An 18,500-nucleotide genomic window follows, 5' to 3' on the forward strand; every position below is an offset into this window, starting at 1 on the left:
GGTCGGGCTGGCCTAGAGTGGCCCATCGCATCGCAAGGGGTGAGCCATGCGCGCTTGGCGTGCTCTGTGGTCCGTGGGACTGTCGCTGGCCCAGCTGTCCTGTGGCGGCAGCGGGGGCTCGGTGCCGCCCCCGCCGCCTTCGGGCTGGGTCGTGATCGACGCCCCCGCGTCGACCGACACGGTGTGCAACGAGCTTGGCCTGAGCGGCCAGGCCTTCATCAGCCCGACCGATTGGCATTGCTGCGGCGGTTCGGCGGTCGAGATGACTGCGGTCACCGTGACCTGGCGCAATGAGACCTCGGGCGCCGCGGGCACCGCCAGCCAGTCGGTGAAGACGAGTCCCTTCGTGGGCCTGTACGGGCACACCTGGAGCGCCTCCGTGCCGCTGGTGCCGGGCACCAACCGCATCGCCGTCACCGCCACCGACACGGCCGGGCTCACCGGCACGGCGCGCCTGGACATTCGCAAGACCGGGCCGTCGTTCGCGCTGTCCGGGCGTGTGCTGAGCGACAGCGGCCTGTGGGGCCTGGGCTACGCCGAGAGCGGGGTGAGCGTGGCGCTGGCCGGCCCCGCCAGCGCCACGGCCTTGCCCCTGAGCGGCGCGGCGCGGGGCGACTATGCCCTGAGCTGCCTGCCGCCGGGGCGCTATGCGGTGACGCCGCTGTCTGGGCCGTTCGGCTTCGCCTTTCAGCCGGCCTCGCGCACCGTGGACATCGTCTCGGCCGATGTGGGGGGCGTGGACTTCCAGGCGCCCGCCCACCGCCTCGCGGGCCGCGTGAGCTGGGCCGTCAGCGGGTTGCCGAGCACGGCCGAATGGATCACGGTGGGCGCCGGCGCGGCCGCCCTGGTGCGCGCCGTCGACGCTCTCGGGGCCTACGGTTTCGTGCTGCCGGACGGGGCCTACACCGTGACGCCGTCCGACCCACTGTGTCTGGGGTGTTCGTACACGCCGAGCCAGCGCGACGTGCAACTGCAGGGCGCGGATCAGGCCGGCCTGGACTTTCTGCGCCAGTGAGGCGAAGGCTCCGCCGTCGAGGCCCGGCCTACAATACGGCCCCGACGCGATCCGGTGCTTCCCCGGTTCGCGTTTTTTCATCACCGGAAGCCATGTAGAGGAACACCATGTACAAAAACCTCGCGGCCTGGCGCGCCTTCGCGCCGGCGTTGGCCGCCGTGTTGGTATCCCCCCTTGTCGCTCACGCCCAGCCGGTCAAGCCGCCGGTGAAAGCCGCCTTCGTCTATGTGACGCCGCTCACCGAGGCCGGCTGGGTGCGCCAGCACGAGCTCGGCCGCCAGGCCGTGCAGGCCGCGCTGGGCGAGCGCGTCCAGACGAGCTACGTGGAAAACGTGGCCGAAGGCGCCGACGCCGAGCGCGTGATCCGTGACCTCGCGCAGCAGGGCAACCACATCATCTTCACGCCCAGCTTCGGCTACATGGAGCCCACGCTGAAGGTGGCGCGCGATTTCCCGAACGTGAAGTTCGAGTCCATCACCGGCTACAAGGCCGCGCCCAACGTGGCCACGGCGAACGCGCGCTACTACGAGGGCCGCTACCTGGCGGGCGTGGCGGCGGGCCGGCTGGCCACGCAGGCCGGTTACCTGGCGGGCTTTCCCATTCCCGAGGTGATCCAGGGCATCAACGCCTTCACCCTGGGCATGCGCTCGGTGAACCCGCGCGCCACGGTGAAGGTGGTGTGGCTGGGCGAGTGGTTCAACCCGCCGCGCGAGCGCGACGCGGCCATGACGCTGATGAACCAGGGTGCCGAGGTGCTGGCTTTCCACACCGGCAGCACCGCCGTGATGGTGGCCGCGCAGGAGCGCGGCAAGCTGGCCGTGGCCTACCACTCCGACATGCGCGCGGTGGCGCCCGACGCGCAAGTGGTGGCCGTGACGCACCGCTGGGGCGACTACTACACGCGCCGCGTGAAGGCCGTGCTCGATGGCAGCTGGCGCAGCGAGCAGGTCTGGGGTGGGGTGGCGCAGGGGTTCATCCGCGTCGAGGGCTTCGGCAAGAAGGTGCCCGAGGCCGTGCAGAAAGAGGTGAACGCGCGCCAGGCCGACATGGCCGCTGGCCGTCTGGTGGTGTTCGCGGCGCCCGCCTCGGCCCCGGTGCGCGGCCAGAACGGCCAGGCCGTCATCGAGGCCGGCCAGCGCCTGAGCGACGAACAGATCCTGACGATGAACTGGTTCGTCGAGGGCGTGCAGGGCAGCTTGAACTGAAACACCCTCCGGCCGGCATAGGCCGCATCGGCGCGGCCGTATGACGATGGGCGCCGGGCCGTGTAGGCTCCCGACCATGAAAGCCTACCGTGCCAGCCTGCTGCGCTTCGACGAGGACAGCGGCGCCCCCCAGTTCGACGACGACGGCCTGCTGGTGGTCGGGCCCGATGCCCAGGGCCGGGCCGTGGTGCGCGCGGCCGGCGCGCATGGCGCGCTGATCGACCGTTTCCCCGGCGTGGCCGTGCACGACCTGCGCGGCCGTCTGATCGCGCCGGGCTTCATCGACATGCACGTGCACTACCCGCAGACCGACGTCATCGGCGCGCCGGCCGCCGGTCTGCTGCCCTGGCTGGAGCGCTACACCTTCCCCCACGAATCGCGCTTCCACGACCCCGTTCACGCGCGCGAGGTGGCGCGCTTCTTCTTCGACGAACTGGCGCGCAACGGCGTCACCACCGCGCTCACCTTCGCCACCTCGCACCCGGTCTCGGTGGACGCGGCGTTCGAGGAGGCCCGCGCGCGCGGCCTGCGCTTCATCACCGGCAAGGTGCTGCAGGACCGGCACAGCCCCGAGGGCGTGCGCGACGACACCGAACAAAGCCTGCTCGACACCGAGGCCTTGATCCGCCGCTGGCACGGCGTGGACCGGCTGGGCTACGCGATCACGCCGCGCTTTGCGCCCACCAGCACGCCCGCGCAGCTGCGCGGCGCGGGGGAACTGGCGGCGGCCCACCGCGAGGTCTGGATCCAGTCGCACGTGGCCGAGAACCTCGACGAAGTGCGCTGGGCCATGGAGCTTTTTCCCAAGAGCCGCAGCTACCTCGGCGTGTACGAGGACTTCGGCCTGCTGCGCGAGCGCGCCGTCTACGCGCATTGCATCCACCTGAGCCAGGCCGACCGTGAGCGCATGGCGGCCACCGGGGCCGTGGCCGCCGTGAGCCCCACGAGCAACCTGTTCCTGGGCAGCGGCTTCTTCGACTACCGGGCCGCCGACGCGGCCGGCATGGGCTATGGCCTGGCCAGCGACGTGGGCGGTGGCACCAGCTTCTCGCCGTTTCGCACCATGCTGGCGGCCTACACGGTGGGCCGCGAAGGCCAGACCAAGCCGGGATTGAGCCTCGCGCCCGGCCAGCTCTGGTGGCAGCACACGGCGGGCGCGGCGCGCGCGCTGGGGCTGCGAGGCGTGGTGGGCAACCTGCAGCCGGGCCACGAGGCCGACTTCGTGGTGCTGGACCCCAAGGCCACGCCGCTGCTGGCGCGCAAGACCGCCCAGGCCGACAGCCTGGACGAGTTCCTGTTCGCCCTGATCGTGCTGGGCGACGACCGCGTGGTCGCGTGCACCGTGGTCAACGGCCGCTAGGGCCCGTCCACGCGGGTGCGGGCGGGCGCCCGACCGCCGTCAACGCGCCACGATGGCCAGGCGGTCGTCGCGGTTCAATCGGGCCCAGAAGGCGCCCCGGCCGGCGTCGAAACCCACCACGGTGGTGTTGCCGCAGCTGGCGTTCACGTCGGCGGGCAGGGCCGTGAGGTAACCGGTCTGGTAGGCCTGCGCGCTCACGCAGCTGGCGTCGGCCAGCGGCACCCAGGCGCGTGCCGCGGTGTCGTAGCGCGCGATCGCGCTGTTGGCCGCGGTGCGGCCGGCGGGCGCGGCGAACTCGAGCACGTAGCTGTCGCCCACGGTGGACTCGTTCAGGGCCCAGGCCTTGGTGGCGTGCGCGGGCAGCACCACCGGCGCCTTGCCCAGCTCGGTGCCATTGCCGTAGCTGCCGGCCAGGCCGGTGTCGGTGGCGATGTCCTTGGCGACGCCATACGGGTCGATGTAGGTGCCACCCTGTCCGCTGATGCCGCTGACGATCAGCTCGTCGCTCAGGGTGGCCGCGCCCTTCGCCTGCCAGTTCAGCAGCACCTGTTTCTTCAGGTCGATGGTGGTGCCGCGCACCTCCACCTCCTCGTCGGGCGCGCCGACGTTGATCACGCGCGCGCGCTGGCTGTTGTTGAGGTTGGGGCTGTAGCTCTGGTGGCGCTGGAAGAGGTAGCGGTACATCATGGACTCCATTTCCAGGTTGCTGTTCGCGAACGAATAGCCTGGCGTGGCGTTCATGGTGCGGGTGCGCGTGTCGTGGCGATTGAAGGTGTTGTTCACGCCGTCGAGCAGCCGCGCGCGGCTGCCGCCGGCCGATGTGCAGGGGCTGGTGCGGTACGAGGGGTCGTACGCGCCATTGCGCTGGATGTCGCTGGGCACGCTGGAGGGGTAGACGGTCTTGGCGCAGCGGTCGCGGGTGCGAACGAAGCGGTCCATCAGTGTCCAGCTCGGGTTGTCCAGCTGCTGCAGCGCGGCGGCGTTGCTGAGCACCGAATGGGTGACGAAGTACGAGCGGTAGTCGATCTTCGGCCCCGTCACCTCGAACACCGAGGCGTTGACGTCGACGAAGCCGGTGCTGTCGCTCTGCACCTTCATCATCAGGTAGTCCTGGATGCGCTCGTGCTCGCTGAAGCGGGTTTCGTAGCCTTTGTAGGCGGCGTTGCCGGAGATGATCTGCAGGAAGGGCCGGTCGGTGTCGTCGCGGATCAGGCTGCGCGAGTAGTGGTGCTCATGGCCGCTCACGTAGATCACGTCGTGCGCCGCGAGCAACTGGCGGTACTTGTCGTAGGCGTCGCGGAACAGCACGTCGTTCACGATGGAGATGCTGCCGTCGACGATGTTCTCGCGCACCAGGCCATAGCGGCTGCCGGCGAAGGAGTTGTGCGTCTGCAGGATGATGTGGTCGACCTTGGCCGCGTGCTTGTTGACCATGGCCTCGACGAAGCCGTAGGCGCGCTCGAACCAACCGTAGGAGATGTTGATCAGCAGCACGTTGTCGCGCACCAGCGCGTAGTTCTTGTTGCGGGAGCCGGGCATGTGCTCGGCGTCGGCCGGGATGAGGGACTCGACGGTGTCGTGCCAGTCCTGGTCCGTTCCCTTGGGCTCGTGGTTGCCCATCACGGGCAGGATGGTCAGCTTGTCCTTGTACTGGTCGGCCAGTCCGCGCCACATCGCGTATTCCTGCGGCGTGCCGTTCTCGACCAGGTCGCCGACGGCGAGCACGATCTTCACGCCTTGCTGCACATGGAAGTCGAGCACCGCCTTCATGGGGTGCAGGGCCACGCCGGAGTTGCTGCCCTGGGTGTCGGGCATCACGCCGATCTTGAGCGTGGTCGGTGTCGGCTGGGTGGTGGGTGGCGGGCTGGGCGGGGTGCCGCTGTCGGCGGCGCCGCCACCGCCGCCTCCGCAGGCGGCGAGCGTGAGGCAGGCAGCCAGCGCGAGCGCGCTGGCACGGGGTCGGGCATTGTTGTGGGCGAGCATGGAGGTCTTCCGCGTTGTGGTGTTGCCAACGAAAACCTGTTGGCGCACCAATGATCGGGAAGCCCCATGGCATTCACGTGAATGCGCGGCCGTTCGGGACCGGCGCGGCGCACCCGCCGGGGTGCGGGCCCATCGGTGGGTGGGCCGCCGGGCTCAGTTGTAGGTGAGCGGGTGGGCCTTGCCCCAGAAGACGCGGTACAAATAAATCGTGTACACGACGATCACCGGCAGCGTGATTGCCACGCCGACGAAGATGACGGTCAGCGAGCTCGTGGCCGCCGCCGCGTCCCACAGCGTGAGCCGGCCGATCACGATGTCGGGAAAGATGCTGTAGGCCAGGCCGAAGAAGGCCAGCACGAAGATCAGCACGGTGTTCACGAACACCAGCCAGCCATAGCCGGCGTCGATGAGGTTCGGCCGCGTGACCACCCAGTGCACGGCGAAGAAGGCCGCCGCGCAGATCAGCGGCACCGGCAGCAGGGCGAAGATCTGCGGCAGGCCGAACCACTTCTCGACCACCGCCTGGTTCACCAGCGGCGTGGCCGCCGAAATGGCGAGCAGCGCCACGCCCATGGGCCACAGCGCGCGGCGCGCCCAGCCCACGGCCCGGTGCCGCAACTCACCCTCGGTTTTCATGATGAGCCAGCCCGCGCCCAGCAGCAGGTAGGCCGCGGGCAGCGTGACGGCGATGCCCAGGCTGAACAGCAGGCCGATCGGGCCGGTGTCGAAACCCGTGATGTAGCTGCCCAGCATCCAGCCCTGGGCCATGCTGGCGGCCAGCGATCCGGCGAAGAAGGCGCGGTTCCAGAACGGCAGGTACCGGGTGGGCGCCTTGACGCGAAAGTCGAAGGCCACGCCGCGCAGGATCAGGCCCACCAGCATGACGGCCACCGGCAGGTACAGCGCCTGCAGCACGATGCCGTGCGCCTTGGGAAACGCCACCAGCAGCACGCCCACGCCCAGCACCAGCCAGGTCTCGTTGGCGTCCCAGAAGGGGCCGATGCTCGCGATCATGGTGTCCTTCTGGTCGCGCTCGCCCAGCGGCAGCAGCAGGCCCACGCCGAGGTCGTAGCCGTCGAGCACCACGTAGGCCAGCAGCGCCAGGCCCATCACGGCCATGAAGATCAAGGGGAGGAATTCGGCCCAGGTCATGTGGATCTCCGTCGAGGTTCAGGCGCCGGCCTTGCCCAGTTCGCCATGCGGCGCTTCGGGCGCGTGCTTCACGGGATGCTCGGCCATGTACTTGAGCACGCCCACGTAGGTGATCAGCAGCAGGCCGTAGACGGTGAGGTAGGCCGCGAGCGTGAGCGCCACGTGGCCCGATGCGATGGTGGTGGCCACATCGGCCGTGCGCAGCAGGCCATAGACGATGAAGGGCTGGCGGCCGATCTCGGTGACGTACCAGCCCGCCAGCGTGGCCAGCCAGCCGGAGAACGTCATGGCCGCCAGGGTCCACAGCAGCGGGCGCGGCAGGCGGGTGAGCGCGGCGCCACGCTGCGGCCACAGCTTGTACACGCCCCACAGCGCGACGAGCAGCATCAGCGAGCCTACGCCCACCATGACGCGAAAGGCGTAGAACACCGGGGCCACGGGCGGGTGCGCGTTCGGGAAGTCGGCGATGCCCCGCAGCTCGCCGTCCCATTCGTGCGTGAGGATGAGGCTGCCCAGCTTGGGCACCTTGACGGCGTAGTGCGTGGTGCCGGCCTTTTCGTCGGGGATGCCGAACAGCGTGAGGGCGGCGCCTTTCTCGGTTTCCCAGACGGCTTCGATCGCGGCGACCTTGGCCGGCTGGTGCTTCAGCGTGTTGAGGCCGTGCAGGTCGCCCACGAAGATCTGCACCGGGGCGATGAGCGCGGCCGCGAACACGGCGGTGCGCAGCGCCTTGTGCGTGCCGCCGGTGGCGCTGCCTTTGAGCAGTTGCCAGGCGCACAACCCCGCGATGAGGAAGGACGCGGTGAGCCCCGAGGCCAGCAGCTTGTGCGCCAGGCGGTAGGGGAAGGAGGGATTGAAGACGATGGCGAACCAGTCCACCGGAATGAACTCGCCCTTGATGATCTCGGCGCCCGCCGGCGTCTGCATCCAGGAGTTGAGGCTGAGGATCCAGAAGGCCGAGAACGTGGTGCCCAGCGCGACGAGGAAGGTGGCGATGAGGTGCACGCGCTCGCTCACGCGGCCCCGGCCGAACAGCATGATGCCGAGGAAGCTGGCCTCCAGGAAGAAGGCGGTGAGCACCTCGTAGCCCAGCAGCGGGCCGGCGATGTTGCCGGCCTTTTCCATGAAGCCCGGCCAGTTGGTGCCGAACTGGAAGCTCATGGTGACACCCGAGACCACGCCCAGCGCGAAGCTCAGCGCGAACACCTTGGTCCAGAAGTAATAGGCCTCCTCCCAGGCCTGTTCGCGCGTGCGCACGAAGCGCAGGCGGAAGAACAGCAGGAACCAGCCCAGGGCGATGGTGATGGTGGGAAAGAGGATGTGGAAACTGATGTTCGCGGCGAACTGCAGGCGCGAGAGCAGCAGGGTGTCGAATTCCATGGCGGGCGCTCCTTCGGGTTCTGGGTCAGGCCGCTTTGCCGGCCTTGTCGCCGCGCGCGGGGGCCTTGCCGGTCAGGCGGTCCTTGATCTCGAGCACACGCGTGACCGTAGCGCCCATGCCCATGAGTTGCAAGGCCGTCTCGGGCGCGAGCTTCTGCACGTCGTCGAACCAGGTCATGAGGCGGTCGATGAGGTCGTGCATTTCGCGCATGCGCTGCTGCGCGTGGCGCTCGGCCTCGGTCTTGGGTGTTTCGAGCAGCGCGGTGCGCAGCATGGACAGGGTGGGCTCGATCTCGCGCCGGCGGCGCTCTTCGGCCAGCACGCGGAAGATCTCCCACACGTCCGCGGGCGCCTCGAAGTACTCGCGTCGGTCGCCGGGCTGGTGGCGCAGCCGCACCAGGCGCCAGGCCTGCAGCTCCTTCAGGCCCATGCTGACGTTGGAGCGAGAGAACTCCAGGGTCTCGGCGATCTCATCGGCGCACAGCGCCTGGTCCGAGAGGTAGAGCAGGGCGTAGATCTGCCCCACGGTGCGGTTGATGCCCCAGCGGCTGCCCATCTCCCCGAAGTGGGCGACGAACTCGCGGTTGAGGGGCGGGAGGTGGTCTTGCAGCGGCATGGCCGGCACTGTAGCCGGTTTGGCCTGAACTTTCAGAAATTACTGAAATTCCAGAATGGACCCAAGGGCCTTCGCTGAAGAACTGCGGTCTGGACGGCCATGGGGCCGCCGGCCCTCAGGGGGTCATGACGAACTGCGGCACGCCCACCGGGTCGAGCACCGGGTGGGCCTTGACGCGCCAGACCGCGCGCACCAGGTCGGCGGTGAGGGCGTCGGCCGTGGCGCCATGGGACACCAGCTGGCCATGGGCCAGCACCCACGCGCGGTCGGCGTAGCGCAGCGCCAGGTTGAGGTCGTGCAGCACCATCAGCACACCGATGCCCTGCTCGCGCGACCAGTCGCGCAGGGCGCCCAGGCCCTGGTGCTGGTGCTGCAGGTCCAGCGCGGCGGTGGGTTCGTCCAGCAGTAGCCAGCGCGGCAGGCCGTCGGCGCAGGGCCGCCAGACCTGGGCCATGGCGCGCGCCAACTGCACGCGCGCGCGCTCGCCGCCGCTGAGCTGGCGGATGCCGCGCCGGGCCAGCGCCTCGACCGAGACGCGGCGCATGGCGGCGCGCACGATGGCGGCTTCATCGGATTCGGGGTGCAGGCGGTGCGGGTAGCGGCCCAGTTCCACCACTTCTTGCGCGGTGAAGTCGAAGGCGGGCACCAGGTCCTGCGGCAGGTAGGCGCGATGGCGCGCGAAGCCGGCCGCGTTGACGGTGTCGAGCGGCCGGCCGTTGAGCCACACGCGGCCGGCGTCGGTGCGCTGCAAGCCGCCCAGCGCGCCCAGCAGCGTGGACTTGCCCGCGCCGTTGGGACCCAGGATCACGCCCACCTCGCCGGCGCGCAGCTGCAGGTCGATGTTCTTGAGCACCTCGCGCGCGCCATGGCGCACGCACAGGCCCTCGGCGCGCAGCCGCCTCGGGTCGCCGCCGCCGCTCACAGCGTCCTCGCTTGCGCACTGCGCAGCAGGGCCAGGAAAAAGGGCACACCCACCCCGGCGGTGATCACGCCCAGCGGCAGCTCGGCCGGCGCCAGTGCCGTGCGCGCCCAGGCGTCGGCCACCAGCACCAGGCAGGCGCCGAGCAGCGCCGAGCCCGGCAGCACCCAGCGGTGGTCGGCGCCGGCGAGCAGGCGCACGATGTGGGGCGCCACCAGGCCAATGAAACCGATGGTGCCGGTGGTGGCCGTGACCGCGCCCACCGCGAGTGCCGTGACCACGACGCACAAGCGCTTGAGGCGTTCCACGCGCACGCCCAGCATCACGGCCTGCGCCTCGCCCAGCGCCAGCGTGTTGAGCGCGCCCGCCAGGCGCAGGCCGATGGCCAGCGCGGCGGTGGTGATGCCGGCGACCAGCAGCACCGCGCTCCAGCGCGCGCCGCCGAGGCTGCCGAGCAACCAGAACTGCAGGTTGCGCAGCTGCTCGTCCGTGGCCAGGAAATTCAGCAGGCCCAGGCCAGCGCCCGCCAGCGCATTGACCGCGATGCCGGCGAGCAGCATCAGGCCGACGCGGGTGCCGCCCTCGCTGCGCGAGAGCAGGTAGATCAGGCCCGTGACCGCCAGCCCGCCCGCGAAGGCCATCAGCACCAGCGGCCAGCTCCCCAGGGCGCGTGGCATCTCGGGGAACCAGGTGGCGCCCAGCACGATGGTGGCTCCCGCCGCCAGCGCTGCGCCGCTGCTCACGCCGATGAGACCGGGATCGGCCAGTGGGTTGCGGAACAGGCCCTGCATGAGCGCGCCGGCCATGCCCAGCCCGGCGCCCGCGGCCACGCCGAGCAGCAGGCGTGGCAGGCGGATATTGAAGAAGACCAGTTCAGGCCCGCTGCGCGCGGCCTCGGCGCCACGGGCGAGCGCGCCCCACAGCAGCGCGGGCAATTCGTGCAGCGGCAGGCCGTAGGCGCCCCGACCGGCGGCCCACAGCGCGCAGAGCGCGAGCAGCAGGCCCAGCAGGGCCAGTGTCCAGGGGCCGCGCCGCTGCGCCGGTGGCCAGGGCGATGCGCTCACGCGCGCGAGCGTGCTCACAGGATCCCCTTGCGGACGGCGCTCACGCGGCCACCAGGCGCTGGTGCAATTCGCCCACCACCCGGGGCAGGCGCGGGCCGAAGCCCAGCAGTTCGAGCGCGTCCAGGTGTACGAGGGCGCGGCCACTGTCGCGGCGCCGCCAGGCGGGCGTGAGCGGCAGCTCGGGGCGGCGCCAGAAGGCGGCCTCGCCACCGATGGCGTCCAGGCCCTGCGTGGTGGTGAGGATCGCGTCCGGTGCGGCGGCGGCCATGGCTTCGGCCGTCATCGGGCGGTAGCCCCTGAAGCCCGAGACGGCGTTGCGCGCGCCAGCGAAGCCGATCAAGGCGTGGGCCGCCGTGGCCTCGCCGGCCACCATGGGGCTGCCGCCGTGCGCGAGCACGAACAGCACGCGGGGCGGGGGACCGGCGTGCGCGCGCACGCGCCGCAAAGCCTGGTCCCATTGCGCGTCCAGCGCGACCAGTAGGTTCTGTGCAGCGCGCGCCGTCGACGCGGCGCGGCCCACGGCCTGCACCTTGCGGCGCACCTCGCCCCAGTCGTGGCTGCTCTCGATGAGATCGACGGTCACGCCGGCCGAGCGCAGCTGGTCGAGCACCACGGGTGGCCCCGCATCGCCTGGCGCGATGACGGTGTCGGGCCGCAGCGCGAGCAGGCCTTCGGCCGAGAGCTGGCGCAGATAGCCGACCTTGGGCGTGTCCAGGGCGGCGGCGGGGTAGAGGCTGGTGGTGTCGGTGCCCACCAGCAGGTCCTGCGCGCCGAGCGCGTAGACCACCTCGGTGATGCCACCGCCCACGGTGACCAGGCGTGGCGCGCGCGGGGGTGCTGCCGCGAAGGCGGGCAGGGCGGTGCCGGCGGCCAGGGTGGCAGTGGCGCGCAACAGCGCGCGGCGGTGCGGGTTGACGCGGGTGGGTGCCATGGCGCGCCTCAGGCCGGGGTGGGCGCGTCCAGCGTGGGCCGCTGGGCCAGCATGTCGCGCCAGGCGCCGCGCTCGGGCTGTCCCGGCTTGCGCGCGCCGAAGAACATGGCCATGAGCTCGCCGCGCGCGTCGAAGGCCTCCAGCGAGGTGACGACGCCGTCGCTGGTGGGCTTTTCCACCACCCAGGCCTCGTCGATCAGGTCCTCGCGCAGGTGCAGGTTGAAGCCGGGATCGAGCACGTTGAGCCAGGTCTGGCCCTTCATCTCCAGCGGTTCCACACGCTTCACTGGCCCGGTGTGGATCTGGATGCAGCCAGGGCTGCCCACGAAGACCATGATGGGCGTGCCGTCGAAGGCGGCGTCGGTGAGCGTCTCGCGCACGGCGCCGCGGTCCACGCGGCGCGTGTAGCGGCCTTCGACCAGGCGAAAACCCTGGCGGCGCTCCACGCCGAACTGGCGCAGCAGCGGGAAGAACTGGTGCGTGTCGGTCATGGCGCCCCAGGCCTCGGAGAAGGCCTTGGCGTCGACCCGCGCGGGGGCCTTGGTGGCGGGCGAGGTCGGGCGCTCGAAGGCGGGCCTGGCGGCATGGTCCTGCCACTGCTCGACCACGCGGCGCCAGGCCGCGCGGTCGCTGGTCTCGCGCACGAAGATCTTGTGCACGGCGGTGCCGTGGCGGTCGAAGAACTGCAGGCTGGGCAGGGCTTCGTTGCCTGGGTTCTGCGCCCACTCGGTCACCGCCAGGCCCGCGTGCCATTGGTGGAAGAAGAGGCGCAGGTCGATATCCTCGCCCAGCGCCAGGCCGATGGCGCCTTCGCCGGACAGCTTGTCGTAGACGCCGGTCTTCTCGTGTACCGCGCCCTCGTTGCGCGTGAGCGCGAGCAGCGGCCCGCAGGGCTTGAGCGACCGCAGCAGCGCGAGCCAGTCGGCCCTGAGCGCGACGGCGCGCGTGGGACCTTCGTCGGCGCCGATGTGCGCGGCCAGCGCGGCGCCCTCGCTCACGCCGATGGATTCGGCGGCGTCGCGCGCGCGCCGGCCCTGGGCGCGCGCGGCCTGGTAGGCGGTGCGGATGTCGTGCTTGTCCATGCGGGTTCTCCTTGTGGGGCTCAGAAGTCGGTGACCAGCGCCAGCGACAGGCTGCGGCCGGGCGAGGTGTAGGCGTCCAGCGTGGCCAGGTTGCCGGCCACGCCCTGCACGCTGCTCCACAGCCAGTACTTGCGGTCCGTCAGGTTGTGGACCGCCGCGCTCAGTCGCGTGCGGGGGGTGATGCGCCAGGTGGCGCGCAGGTCCAGCGTGGTCCAGGCGGGCGTGGCGAACTGCTGCGGCGTGCTGCTGCGGTTGATGTCCTCGCTGTCCTTGGCCAGCGCGTGCGTGAGCACGGCGCCCAGGGTCCAGTCGGCGATGCGGTGGTCCACGCCCAGCACCAGCTTGGCCGGGTTCACCGAGTTCAGCGGCTGGTTCAGCAAGGTGTCGCGGCCCTTGGTCCGGCCATAGGCCAGCTTGAGCGTGGTGGCCGGCGTCACGGTCCAGCGGCCTTCGAGTTCGACGCCGCTGAGCTTGACGCGGCCGCGGTTGACGGCCTGGAACAGGAGGGGATTGCCCGGCGCGCCCGTGCCGCCGACCCGCACGTTGTCCTCGATGAAGTCCTTGTAGCGGCCGGTGAAGGCGGTGACCAGCCAGTTCAGCCGGCCGTGCTCGCCGCGCGCGCCGAGCTCCAGGGTCTGGCTGGTCTCGGGCTTGAGGTCCGGGTTGGGCAGGGTGCGGTAGTTGGCGAGCGCGTTCTGGAAGAAGTTGTTGAGCTGCAGCGGGCTTGGCGCCTTGAAGCCGGCCGCCGCGTTGGCGAACACCTGCCAGTGCGGCTGGGGGCGCAGGATCAGGCCCAGCTTGGGCGAGAGCGCGCTGTCGGACAGCGCCGCCGGGGCGAGCGGGTACAGCGGGCTGCTCTGCGGCTTGAGCGAGAAGCGGTCGTAGCGCAGCGCGGGAATGACGCTCCAGCGCTCGCTCACGAACTCGCTCTGCAGGAAGAACGCGCTGTTGGTCTCGCGCGTCTTGGGAAAGCGCTGCAGCGGGTAGGTTTCGTAGGCCGGGCCGGCCACGCCAGTGACCAGGTTGTCGAGTTCGGCCACCGACACGTCGGCGCCGTAGACCAGGGTATGGGCCCATCCGTTGCCCAGCGGGCGCGTGCGCTCGGCCTGCAGCACGGCCTGCCAGAGGTCTTCCTCGTAGCGCACGTCGCGTTCGCGCACGGTGGGCAGGGCGGTGCGGACCTCGCGCGACCACTCGCGCGAGCGCGACTGCTGGTAGCCCAGGGTGGCGCGCAGCGTGTCGGCCCAGGCAGATTGCAGGAAGAAGCGGCCGTCCCAGCTGGCGCGCGTGCGCTGCATCTCGCTGGTGCCATCGAGGTCCTGCACGCCGGTGGCCGTGGGCGAGCGGCCCGTGTAGCCCTCGACCTCGGTGTCCTTGTCGACGTGTTCGAGGGTGAAGGTGTGGGTCTGGCCCGCGCCGGGCGTGAGCACGATCTTGCCCAGCGCCGAGACGCTGCGGTCTTTCTGCGGGTTGGGGGCGGTGCGGTTGCTGTTGAGCGAGCGGTTGTCGCCCTTGTTGTCCAGTTCCTGGGCGCGGCCCACCTGCACGCTGCCCAGCCACTGCAGGCGGTCGTTGGCGATGCCGGCCAGCGTGAGCCCCGTGCCGGCGCTCTTGTCCTCGGTGTCGGCGCGCACGCCCGCGCGGCCGCCGAAGGTCTGGCCCTCCTTCAACAGGTCCTTGGGCGCGGTGGTGGTCATGGCCACCATGCCGGCCAGGCCATCGGAGCCATGGAGTGCCGAGGCCGCGCCGCGCAGGATCTCCACGCGCGAGATCAGGCCGAGGTCGTAGTAGTCGCGGCCGAAGGCGGCGGCGCCGAACACCTGGTTGTTGAGTTCGCGCGGCATGCGGATGCCGTCCACCGTGAGCAGCACGCGGTTGCCGTCCAGGCCGCGGATGTTGAAGCCCGCGTTGCCGTCGCGGCCGGTGGAGCCGCTGACCGCGCCGAAGCGCTGCGGCGCGCGCTTGACCTCCACGTTGGGCAGCTCGCGAACCAGCTCGCGGATGTCTTGGGCCCGGGTGGGGTCCAAGGCCTCGCCTTCGATCACGTCGATGCGCGCGGGTACGTCCTCCAGTTCACGCTCGCTGCGCGAGCCAGACACCACCACGGGCTTGAGCGAGCCGGCGGCGACCTGCGTGGCGGAGCCGGGCACGGTTTGCGCATGGACCGGCGCGGTGGCGAGCAGCGCGCAGGCCAGCGCGACGGGGTGGAGGGCGGAAGAGGGGAAAAGGCGAAGGCGTGGCACGAGGGCACCCGGTGTTTGTGGTGGAAGACACGGGCTGGCTCGCGCGCCGCGAAGCGGCAACTGGCTGGCTGGTAGCGGAAGGCGCGCGCCGCGGCGCACCGGTGGAACCTATTTGGTGAGGATCAGCTTGTTCTGTGCGGTCAGGCTCAGCTTGTAGTGCTGGCCGTCGTGTTCGATGAACACGTCGCGCCGGCCACCGCTCAGCTGGCCGAACTGCACCTGCGCCGCGGGCACCGGCGAGGGCACGGGCGAGGGCACGGGCGCAGGCGTCGATGGCGGGAGGGGGGTGGCGGGCTTCACGGATGGCATGCCGGCATGATAAACACAAATGCGAACTATTCGCAAATGAGTGGAGAAAAATGGCTGAGGAAAGCGGTGGGGGCGCTGCCTACAATCGCCGCCCATGAGCATCAAGAGCGACAAGTGGATCCGCCGCATGGCCGAGCAGCACGGCCTGATCGAACCCTTCGAGCCCGGGCAGGTCCGCCAGGTCGACGGCAAGCGCGTCATCAGCTACGGCACCAGCAGCTACGGCTACGACATCCGCTGCGCGCCCGAATTCAAGGTGTTCACCAACATCCACAGCACGGTGGTGGACCCGAAGAACTTCGACGAGAACAGCTTCGTCGACGTCAACAAGGACGTCTGCGTCATCCCGCCCAACAGCTTCGCCCTGGCGCGCACGCTGGAGTACTTCCGCATCCCGCGCAACGTGCTCACCATCTGCCTGGGCAAAAGCACCTACGCGCGCTGCGGGATCATCGTCAACGTCACGCCCTTCGAGCCCGAGTGGGAGGGCTACGTGACGCTGGAATTCAGCAACACCACGCCGCTGCCGGCCAAGATCTACGCGGGCGAGGGCTGCGCCCAGGTGCTGTTCTTCGAAAGCGACGAGGTCTGCGACGTGTCCTACAAGGACCGGGGCGGCAAGTACCAGGGCCAGGTGGGCGTGACCCTGCCCAAGGCCTGATTCGCGGCCGCTGGCCGTACCATCGCGAGCAGGCCCGCGCGGCGGGTGAAGGAGCTTGGCGATGAAATGGGAAAACAACCGGCAGTCGGACCAGATCGAGGACCGGCGCGACAGCCCGGGCGGAGGGGGGCGCCTGCCGCGCATCGGCGGCGGCCGGGGCATCGGCCTCGGCACGATCGCCATCGCGCTGGTGGCCGGCTGGGTGTTCGGGATCAACCCGCTCACCATCCTGGGTGCCCTGGACGGCGGGGGCCTGCAGGCCCCCGCGCCCATGGAGGCGCCGCAGGGCCAGGCCGGCGCGCCGAGCGACGAGTCGGGCCGCTTCGTGGCCGCCGTGCTCGGCGGCACCGAGGACGCCTGGGGCGCGATCTTCCAGGCCGCCAACGCCCAGTACCAGAAGCCGCGCCTGGTGCTGTTCCGCGGCGCCACGCCCACGGCCTGCGGCACCGGGCAGTCGGCCATGGGGCCGTTCTACTGCCCGGCGGACCAGAAGGTCTACATCGACCTCAGCTTCTACGACACCCTGCGCCGCCAGCTCGGCGCACCCGGCGACTTCGCCCAGGCCTACGTGATCGCCCACGAGGTGGGCCACCACGTGCAGAACCTCATGGGCATCACCGACCAGATGGAGAAGGCCCGCGCGCGCATGAGCGAGCGCGAGTACAACGCGCTGTCGGTGCGCCTGGAGCTGCAGGCCGATTGCTTCGCGGGCATCTGGGCGAACCACAACCACCAGCAGGGCCAGATCCTCGAGCCCGGCGACGTCGAGGAGGCGCTCAATGCGGCGGCGGCCATCGGCGACGACGCGCTGCAGAGGAAGAGCCAGGGCCACGTGGTGCCCGACAGCTTCACCCATGGCACCAGCGACCAGCGCCAGCGCTGGTTCCAGAAGGGCCTGCAGACGGGCGATGTGCGTGCCTGCGACACCTTCAAGGCGGCATCACTTTGAGCACCCCCGCCGCGCTTCGCGCGACCCCCTCAAGGGGGCGGCGCCGACGGCCCGGCAAAGCCGGTTCCGTGGCACCTCTGGATGGGTACCGGGCGGGGTTGTAGCGCGGGTGCGACAATAGAGGGCTTACCGCCACCCCGGCGCTCCCGACATGACCCAAAGCTTCTCCGAACTCAACCTCGCGCCCGCGCTCGCGAAGGCCGTGGCCGAAATGGGCTACGAGACCATGACGCCCATCCAGGCGCAGGCCATCCCTCAGGTGCTCACCGGTCGCGACGTGATGGGCGCGGCCCAGACCGGCACCGGCAAAACCGCCGCCTTCTCCCTGCCGCTGCTGCAGCGCCTGCTCAAGCACGAGAACGCCTCCACCTCGCCCGCGCGCCACCCCGTGCGCGCCCTGGTGCTGCTGCCCACGCGCGAGCTGGCCGACCAGGTGGCCGAGCAGGTCAAGCTCTACGCCAAGTACACGCAGCTGCGCAGCACCGTGGTGTTCGGCGGCATGGACATGAAGCCCCAGACCCTGGAGCTGAAGAAGGGCGTGGAGGTGCTGGTGGCCACGCCGGGGCGCCTGCTGGACCATATCGAGGCCAAGAACTGCGTGCTCAATCAGGTCGAGTACGTGGTGCTCGACGAGGCCGACCGCATGCTCGACATCGGCTTCCTGCCCGACCTGCAGCGCATCCTGAGCTACCTGCCCAAGCAACGCACCACGCTGCTGTTCTCGGCCACCTTCTCGCCCGAGATCAAGCGCCTGGCCAGCAGCTACCTGCAGGACCCCATCACGGTGGAGGTGGCGCGTTCCAACGCCACGGCCTCCACGGTCGAGCAGCACTTCTACCGCGTCGACGACGACGACAAGCGCGGCACGCTGCGCCAGATCCTGCGCGAGCGCGGGCTCAAGCAGGCCTTCGTTTTCGTCAACAGCAAGCTCGGCTGCGCGCGCCTGGCGCGCTCGCTGGAGCGCGACGGCCTGAACACCGCCGCGCTGCACGGCGACAAGAGCCAGGACGAGCGCCTGAAGGCACTCGACGCCTTCAAGCAGGGCAACGTCGATCTGCTCGTCTGTACCGACGTGGCCGCGCGCGGACTCGACATCAAGGACGTGCCGGCGGTGTTCAACTTCGATATCCCGTTCAACGCCGAGGACTACGTGCACCGCATCGGCCGCACCGGCCGCGCGGGCGCCTCCGGCCTGGCGGTGTCCTTCGTCTCGGGCCGCGACGCGCGCCTGGTGGGCGAACTGGAAAAGCTGCTGGGCAAGAAGCTGGAGATCGAGGCGCTGGAGCTGGAGCAGGACCGCCGCCCCGCGGGCCGCTTCAACGACGGCCAGCGCGCCTGGCAGCGCGAGGAGTCGGGGCGCGAAGGCCGCGACAACCGCGAGGCCCGTGAACCGCGTGAATCGCGCGGCGCCCGTGCGCCGGCCCCGCGTGTGGCGCGCGCGCCGGCCGACCCCTTCTTCGACCAGCCTTACGAGGCCAAGCCGGCCGGCGATACGCCGCCGCAGTGGGAAACCGCGCAGCGCGCGAACGCGCCCAAGGGCCTGTCGCCCAACATCAAGCAGCGGCGCAAGGTGCCGGCGCTGTTCAAGTCCAGCGCGCCGCCGCCGCCGGCCGCGTCCTGACCGGACCGGG

The 18,500-nt window shown here is 70.6% G+C and carries 16 protein-coding genes; 6 read left to right on the forward strand and 10 right to left on the reverse strand.

Annotated elements, in window-relative coordinates:
• Positions 1-46 precede the first annotated feature (46 nt).
• The 3 genes from SOM08_RS05640 to guaD all read left to right on the forward strand — a co-directional run bounded on the left by SOM08_RS05640 (position 47) and on the right by guaD (position 3,580).
• Positions 47-1,015 carry a hypothetical protein gene (locus tag SOM08_RS05640; protein WP_322470226.1) on the forward strand — a complete coding sequence of 323 codons (969 nt, stop codon included), beginning with the start codon at positions 47-49 and terminating at the stop codon, positions 1,013-1,015.
• Positions 1,016-1,122: 107 nt separating this feature from the next.
• Entirely contained in the window at positions 1,123-2,220 is a 1,098-nt protein-coding gene (locus tag SOM08_RS05645; RefSeq protein ID WP_116958199.1) for a BMP family ABC transporter substrate-binding protein, read from the forward strand.
• Positions 2,221-2,296: 76 nt separating this feature from the next.
• Complete coding sequence (guaD, locus tag SOM08_RS05650; protein WP_322470227.1) at positions 2,297-3,580, forward strand: guanine deaminase; 1,284 nt, start codon at positions 2,297-2,299, stop codon at positions 3,578-3,580.
• A 39-nt stretch (positions 3,581-3,619) separates the two neighbouring features.
• On the opposite strand, the gene SOM08_RS05655 is transcribed toward guaD, so the two are convergent.
• The 10 genes from SOM08_RS05655 to hemP all read right to left on the reverse strand — a co-directional run bounded on the left by SOM08_RS05655 (position 3,620) and on the right by hemP (position 15,259).
• Positions 3,620-5,563 carry a metallophosphoesterase family protein gene (locus SOM08_RS05655; protein ID WP_116958197.1) on the reverse strand — a complete coding sequence of 648 codons (1,944 nt, stop codon included), beginning with the start codon at positions 5,561-5,563 and terminating at the stop codon, positions 3,620-3,622.
• Between the two features lie 153 nt (positions 5,564-5,716).
• Positions 5,717-6,715 carry a cytochrome d ubiquinol oxidase subunit II gene (locus SOM08_RS05660; RefSeq protein WP_116958196.1) on the reverse strand — a complete coding sequence of 333 codons (999 nt, stop codon included), beginning with the start codon at positions 6,713-6,715 and terminating at the stop codon, positions 5,717-5,719.
• Between the two features lie 18 nt (positions 6,716-6,733).
• Positions 6,734-8,095, reverse strand: coding sequence for a cytochrome ubiquinol oxidase subunit I (locus SOM08_RS05665; protein ID WP_116958195.1), 1,362 nt, complete (start codon positions 8,093-8,095; stop codon positions 6,734-6,736).
• 25 nt (positions 8,096-8,120) lie between these two features.
• On the reverse strand, positions 8,121-8,711 hold the full coding sequence (locus tag SOM08_RS05670; RefSeq protein WP_116958194.1) for a GbsR/MarR family transcriptional regulator: 591 nt from the start codon (positions 8,709-8,711) through the stop codon (positions 8,121-8,123).
• A gap of 115 nt (positions 8,712-8,826) precedes the next feature.
• Positions 8,827-9,633, reverse strand: a complete 807-nt coding sequence (locus SOM08_RS05675) for a heme ABC transporter ATP-binding protein (protein ID WP_322470228.1) — start codon at positions 9,631-9,633, stop codon at positions 8,827-8,829.
• Complete coding sequence (locus SOM08_RS05680) at positions 9,630-10,712, reverse strand: FecCD family ABC transporter permease (protein WP_116958192.1); 1,083 nt, start codon at positions 10,710-10,712, stop codon at positions 9,630-9,632. Before SOM08_RS05680 ends, SOM08_RS05675 begins: the two co-directional genes overlap by 4 nt.
• A 22-nt stretch (positions 10,713-10,734) precedes the next feature.
• Positions 10,735-11,625 carry a heme/hemin ABC transporter substrate-binding protein gene (locus SOM08_RS05685; RefSeq protein ID WP_116958191.1) on the reverse strand — a complete coding sequence of 297 codons (891 nt, stop codon included), beginning with the start codon at positions 11,623-11,625 and terminating at the stop codon, positions 10,735-10,737.
• A gap of 8 nt (positions 11,626-11,633) precedes the next feature.
• The gene (locus tag SOM08_RS05690) at positions 11,634-12,707 is read right to left on the reverse strand and encodes a hemin-degrading factor (RefSeq protein WP_322470229.1); all 1,074 of its coding nucleotides are present in this window, start codon (positions 12,705-12,707) and stop codon (positions 11,634-11,636) included.
• Positions 12,708-12,727: 20 nt separating this feature from the next.
• Positions 12,728-14,950, reverse strand: coding sequence for a TonB-dependent hemoglobin/transferrin/lactoferrin family receptor (locus SOM08_RS05695; RefSeq protein ID WP_181936436.1), 2,223 nt, complete (start codon positions 14,948-14,950; stop codon positions 12,728-12,730).
• Between the two features lie 108 nt (positions 14,951-15,058).
• Positions 15,059-15,259, reverse strand: a complete 201-nt coding sequence (gene hemP / locus SOM08_RS05700) for a hemin uptake protein HemP (RefSeq protein WP_322470230.1) — start codon at positions 15,257-15,259, stop codon at positions 15,059-15,061.
• Between the two features lie 94 nt (positions 15,260-15,353).
• Here hemP and dcd point away from each other — a divergent pair, with 94 nt between their 5' ends.
• The 3 genes from dcd to SOM08_RS05715 all read left to right on the forward strand — a co-directional run bounded on the left by dcd (position 15,354) and on the right by SOM08_RS05715 (position 18,490).
• Entirely contained in the window at positions 15,354-15,920 is a 567-nt protein-coding gene (gene dcd / locus SOM08_RS05705; RefSeq protein ID WP_070398958.1) for a dCTP deaminase, read from the forward strand.
• A 61-nt stretch (positions 15,921-15,981) separates the two neighbouring features.
• Positions 15,982-16,869 carry a neutral zinc metallopeptidase gene (locus SOM08_RS05710; RefSeq protein WP_322470231.1) on the forward strand — a complete coding sequence of 296 codons (888 nt, stop codon included), beginning with the start codon at positions 15,982-15,984 and terminating at the stop codon, positions 16,867-16,869.
• A 151-nt stretch (positions 16,870-17,020) separates the two neighbouring features.
• Positions 17,021-18,490, forward strand: a complete 1,470-nt coding sequence (locus SOM08_RS05715) for a DEAD/DEAH box helicase (RefSeq protein WP_116958187.1) — start codon at positions 17,021-17,023, stop codon at positions 18,488-18,490.
• Positions 18,491-18,500: the final 10 nt, after the last annotated feature.

The sequence above is a fragment of the Hydrogenophaga sp. SNF1 genome, from assembly GCF_034421675.1.
Taxonomy (GTDB): Bacteria; Pseudomonadota; Gammaproteobacteria; order Burkholderiales; family Burkholderiaceae_C; genus Hydrogenophaga; species Hydrogenophaga borbori.

Coding starts and splice junctions, on each gene's coding strand:
- SOM08_RS05640 (WP_322470226.1), top strand. CDS start 47: ATGCGCGCTTGGCGTGCTCTGTGGTCCGTGGGACTGTCGCTGGCCCAG.
- SOM08_RS05645 (WP_116958199.1), top strand. CDS start 1,123: ATGTACAAAAACCTCGCGGCCTGGCGCGCCTTCGCGCCGGCGTTGGCC.
- guaD (WP_322470227.1), top strand. CDS start 2,297: ATGAAAGCCTACCGTGCCAGCCTGCTGCGCTTCGACGAGGACAGCGGC.
- SOM08_RS05655 (WP_116958197.1), bottom strand. CDS start 5,563: ATGCTCGCCCACAACAATGCCCGACCCCGTGCCAGCGCGCTCGCGCTG.
- SOM08_RS05660 (WP_116958196.1), bottom strand. CDS start 6,715: ATGACCTGGGCCGAATTCCTCCCCTTGATCTTCATGGCCGTGATGGGC.
- SOM08_RS05665 (WP_116958195.1), bottom strand. CDS start 8,095: ATGGAATTCGACACCCTGCTGCTCTCGCGCCTGCAGTTCGCCGCGAAC.
- SOM08_RS05670 (WP_116958194.1), bottom strand. CDS start 8,711: ATGCCGCTGCAAGACCACCTCCCGCCCCTCAACCGCGAGTTCGTCGCC.
- SOM08_RS05685 (WP_116958191.1), bottom strand. CDS start 11,625: ATGGCACCCACCCGCGTCAACCCGCACCGCCGCGCGCTGTTGCGCGCC.
- SOM08_RS05690 (WP_322470229.1), bottom strand. CDS start 12,707: ATGGACAAGCACGACATCCGCACCGCCTACCAGGCCGCGCGCGCCCAG.
- hemP (WP_322470230.1), bottom strand. CDS start 15,259: ATGCCATCCGTGAAGCCCGCCACCCCCCTCCCGCCATCGACGCCTGCG.
- dcd (WP_070398958.1), top strand. CDS start 15,354: ATGAGCATCAAGAGCGACAAGTGGATCCGCCGCATGGCCGAGCAGCAC.
- SOM08_RS05710 (WP_322470231.1), top strand. CDS start 15,982: ATGAAATGGGAAAACAACCGGCAGTCGGACCAGATCGAGGACCGGCGC.
- SOM08_RS05715 (WP_116958187.1), top strand. CDS start 17,021: ATGACCCAAAGCTTCTCCGAACTCAACCTCGCGCCCGCGCTCGCGAAG.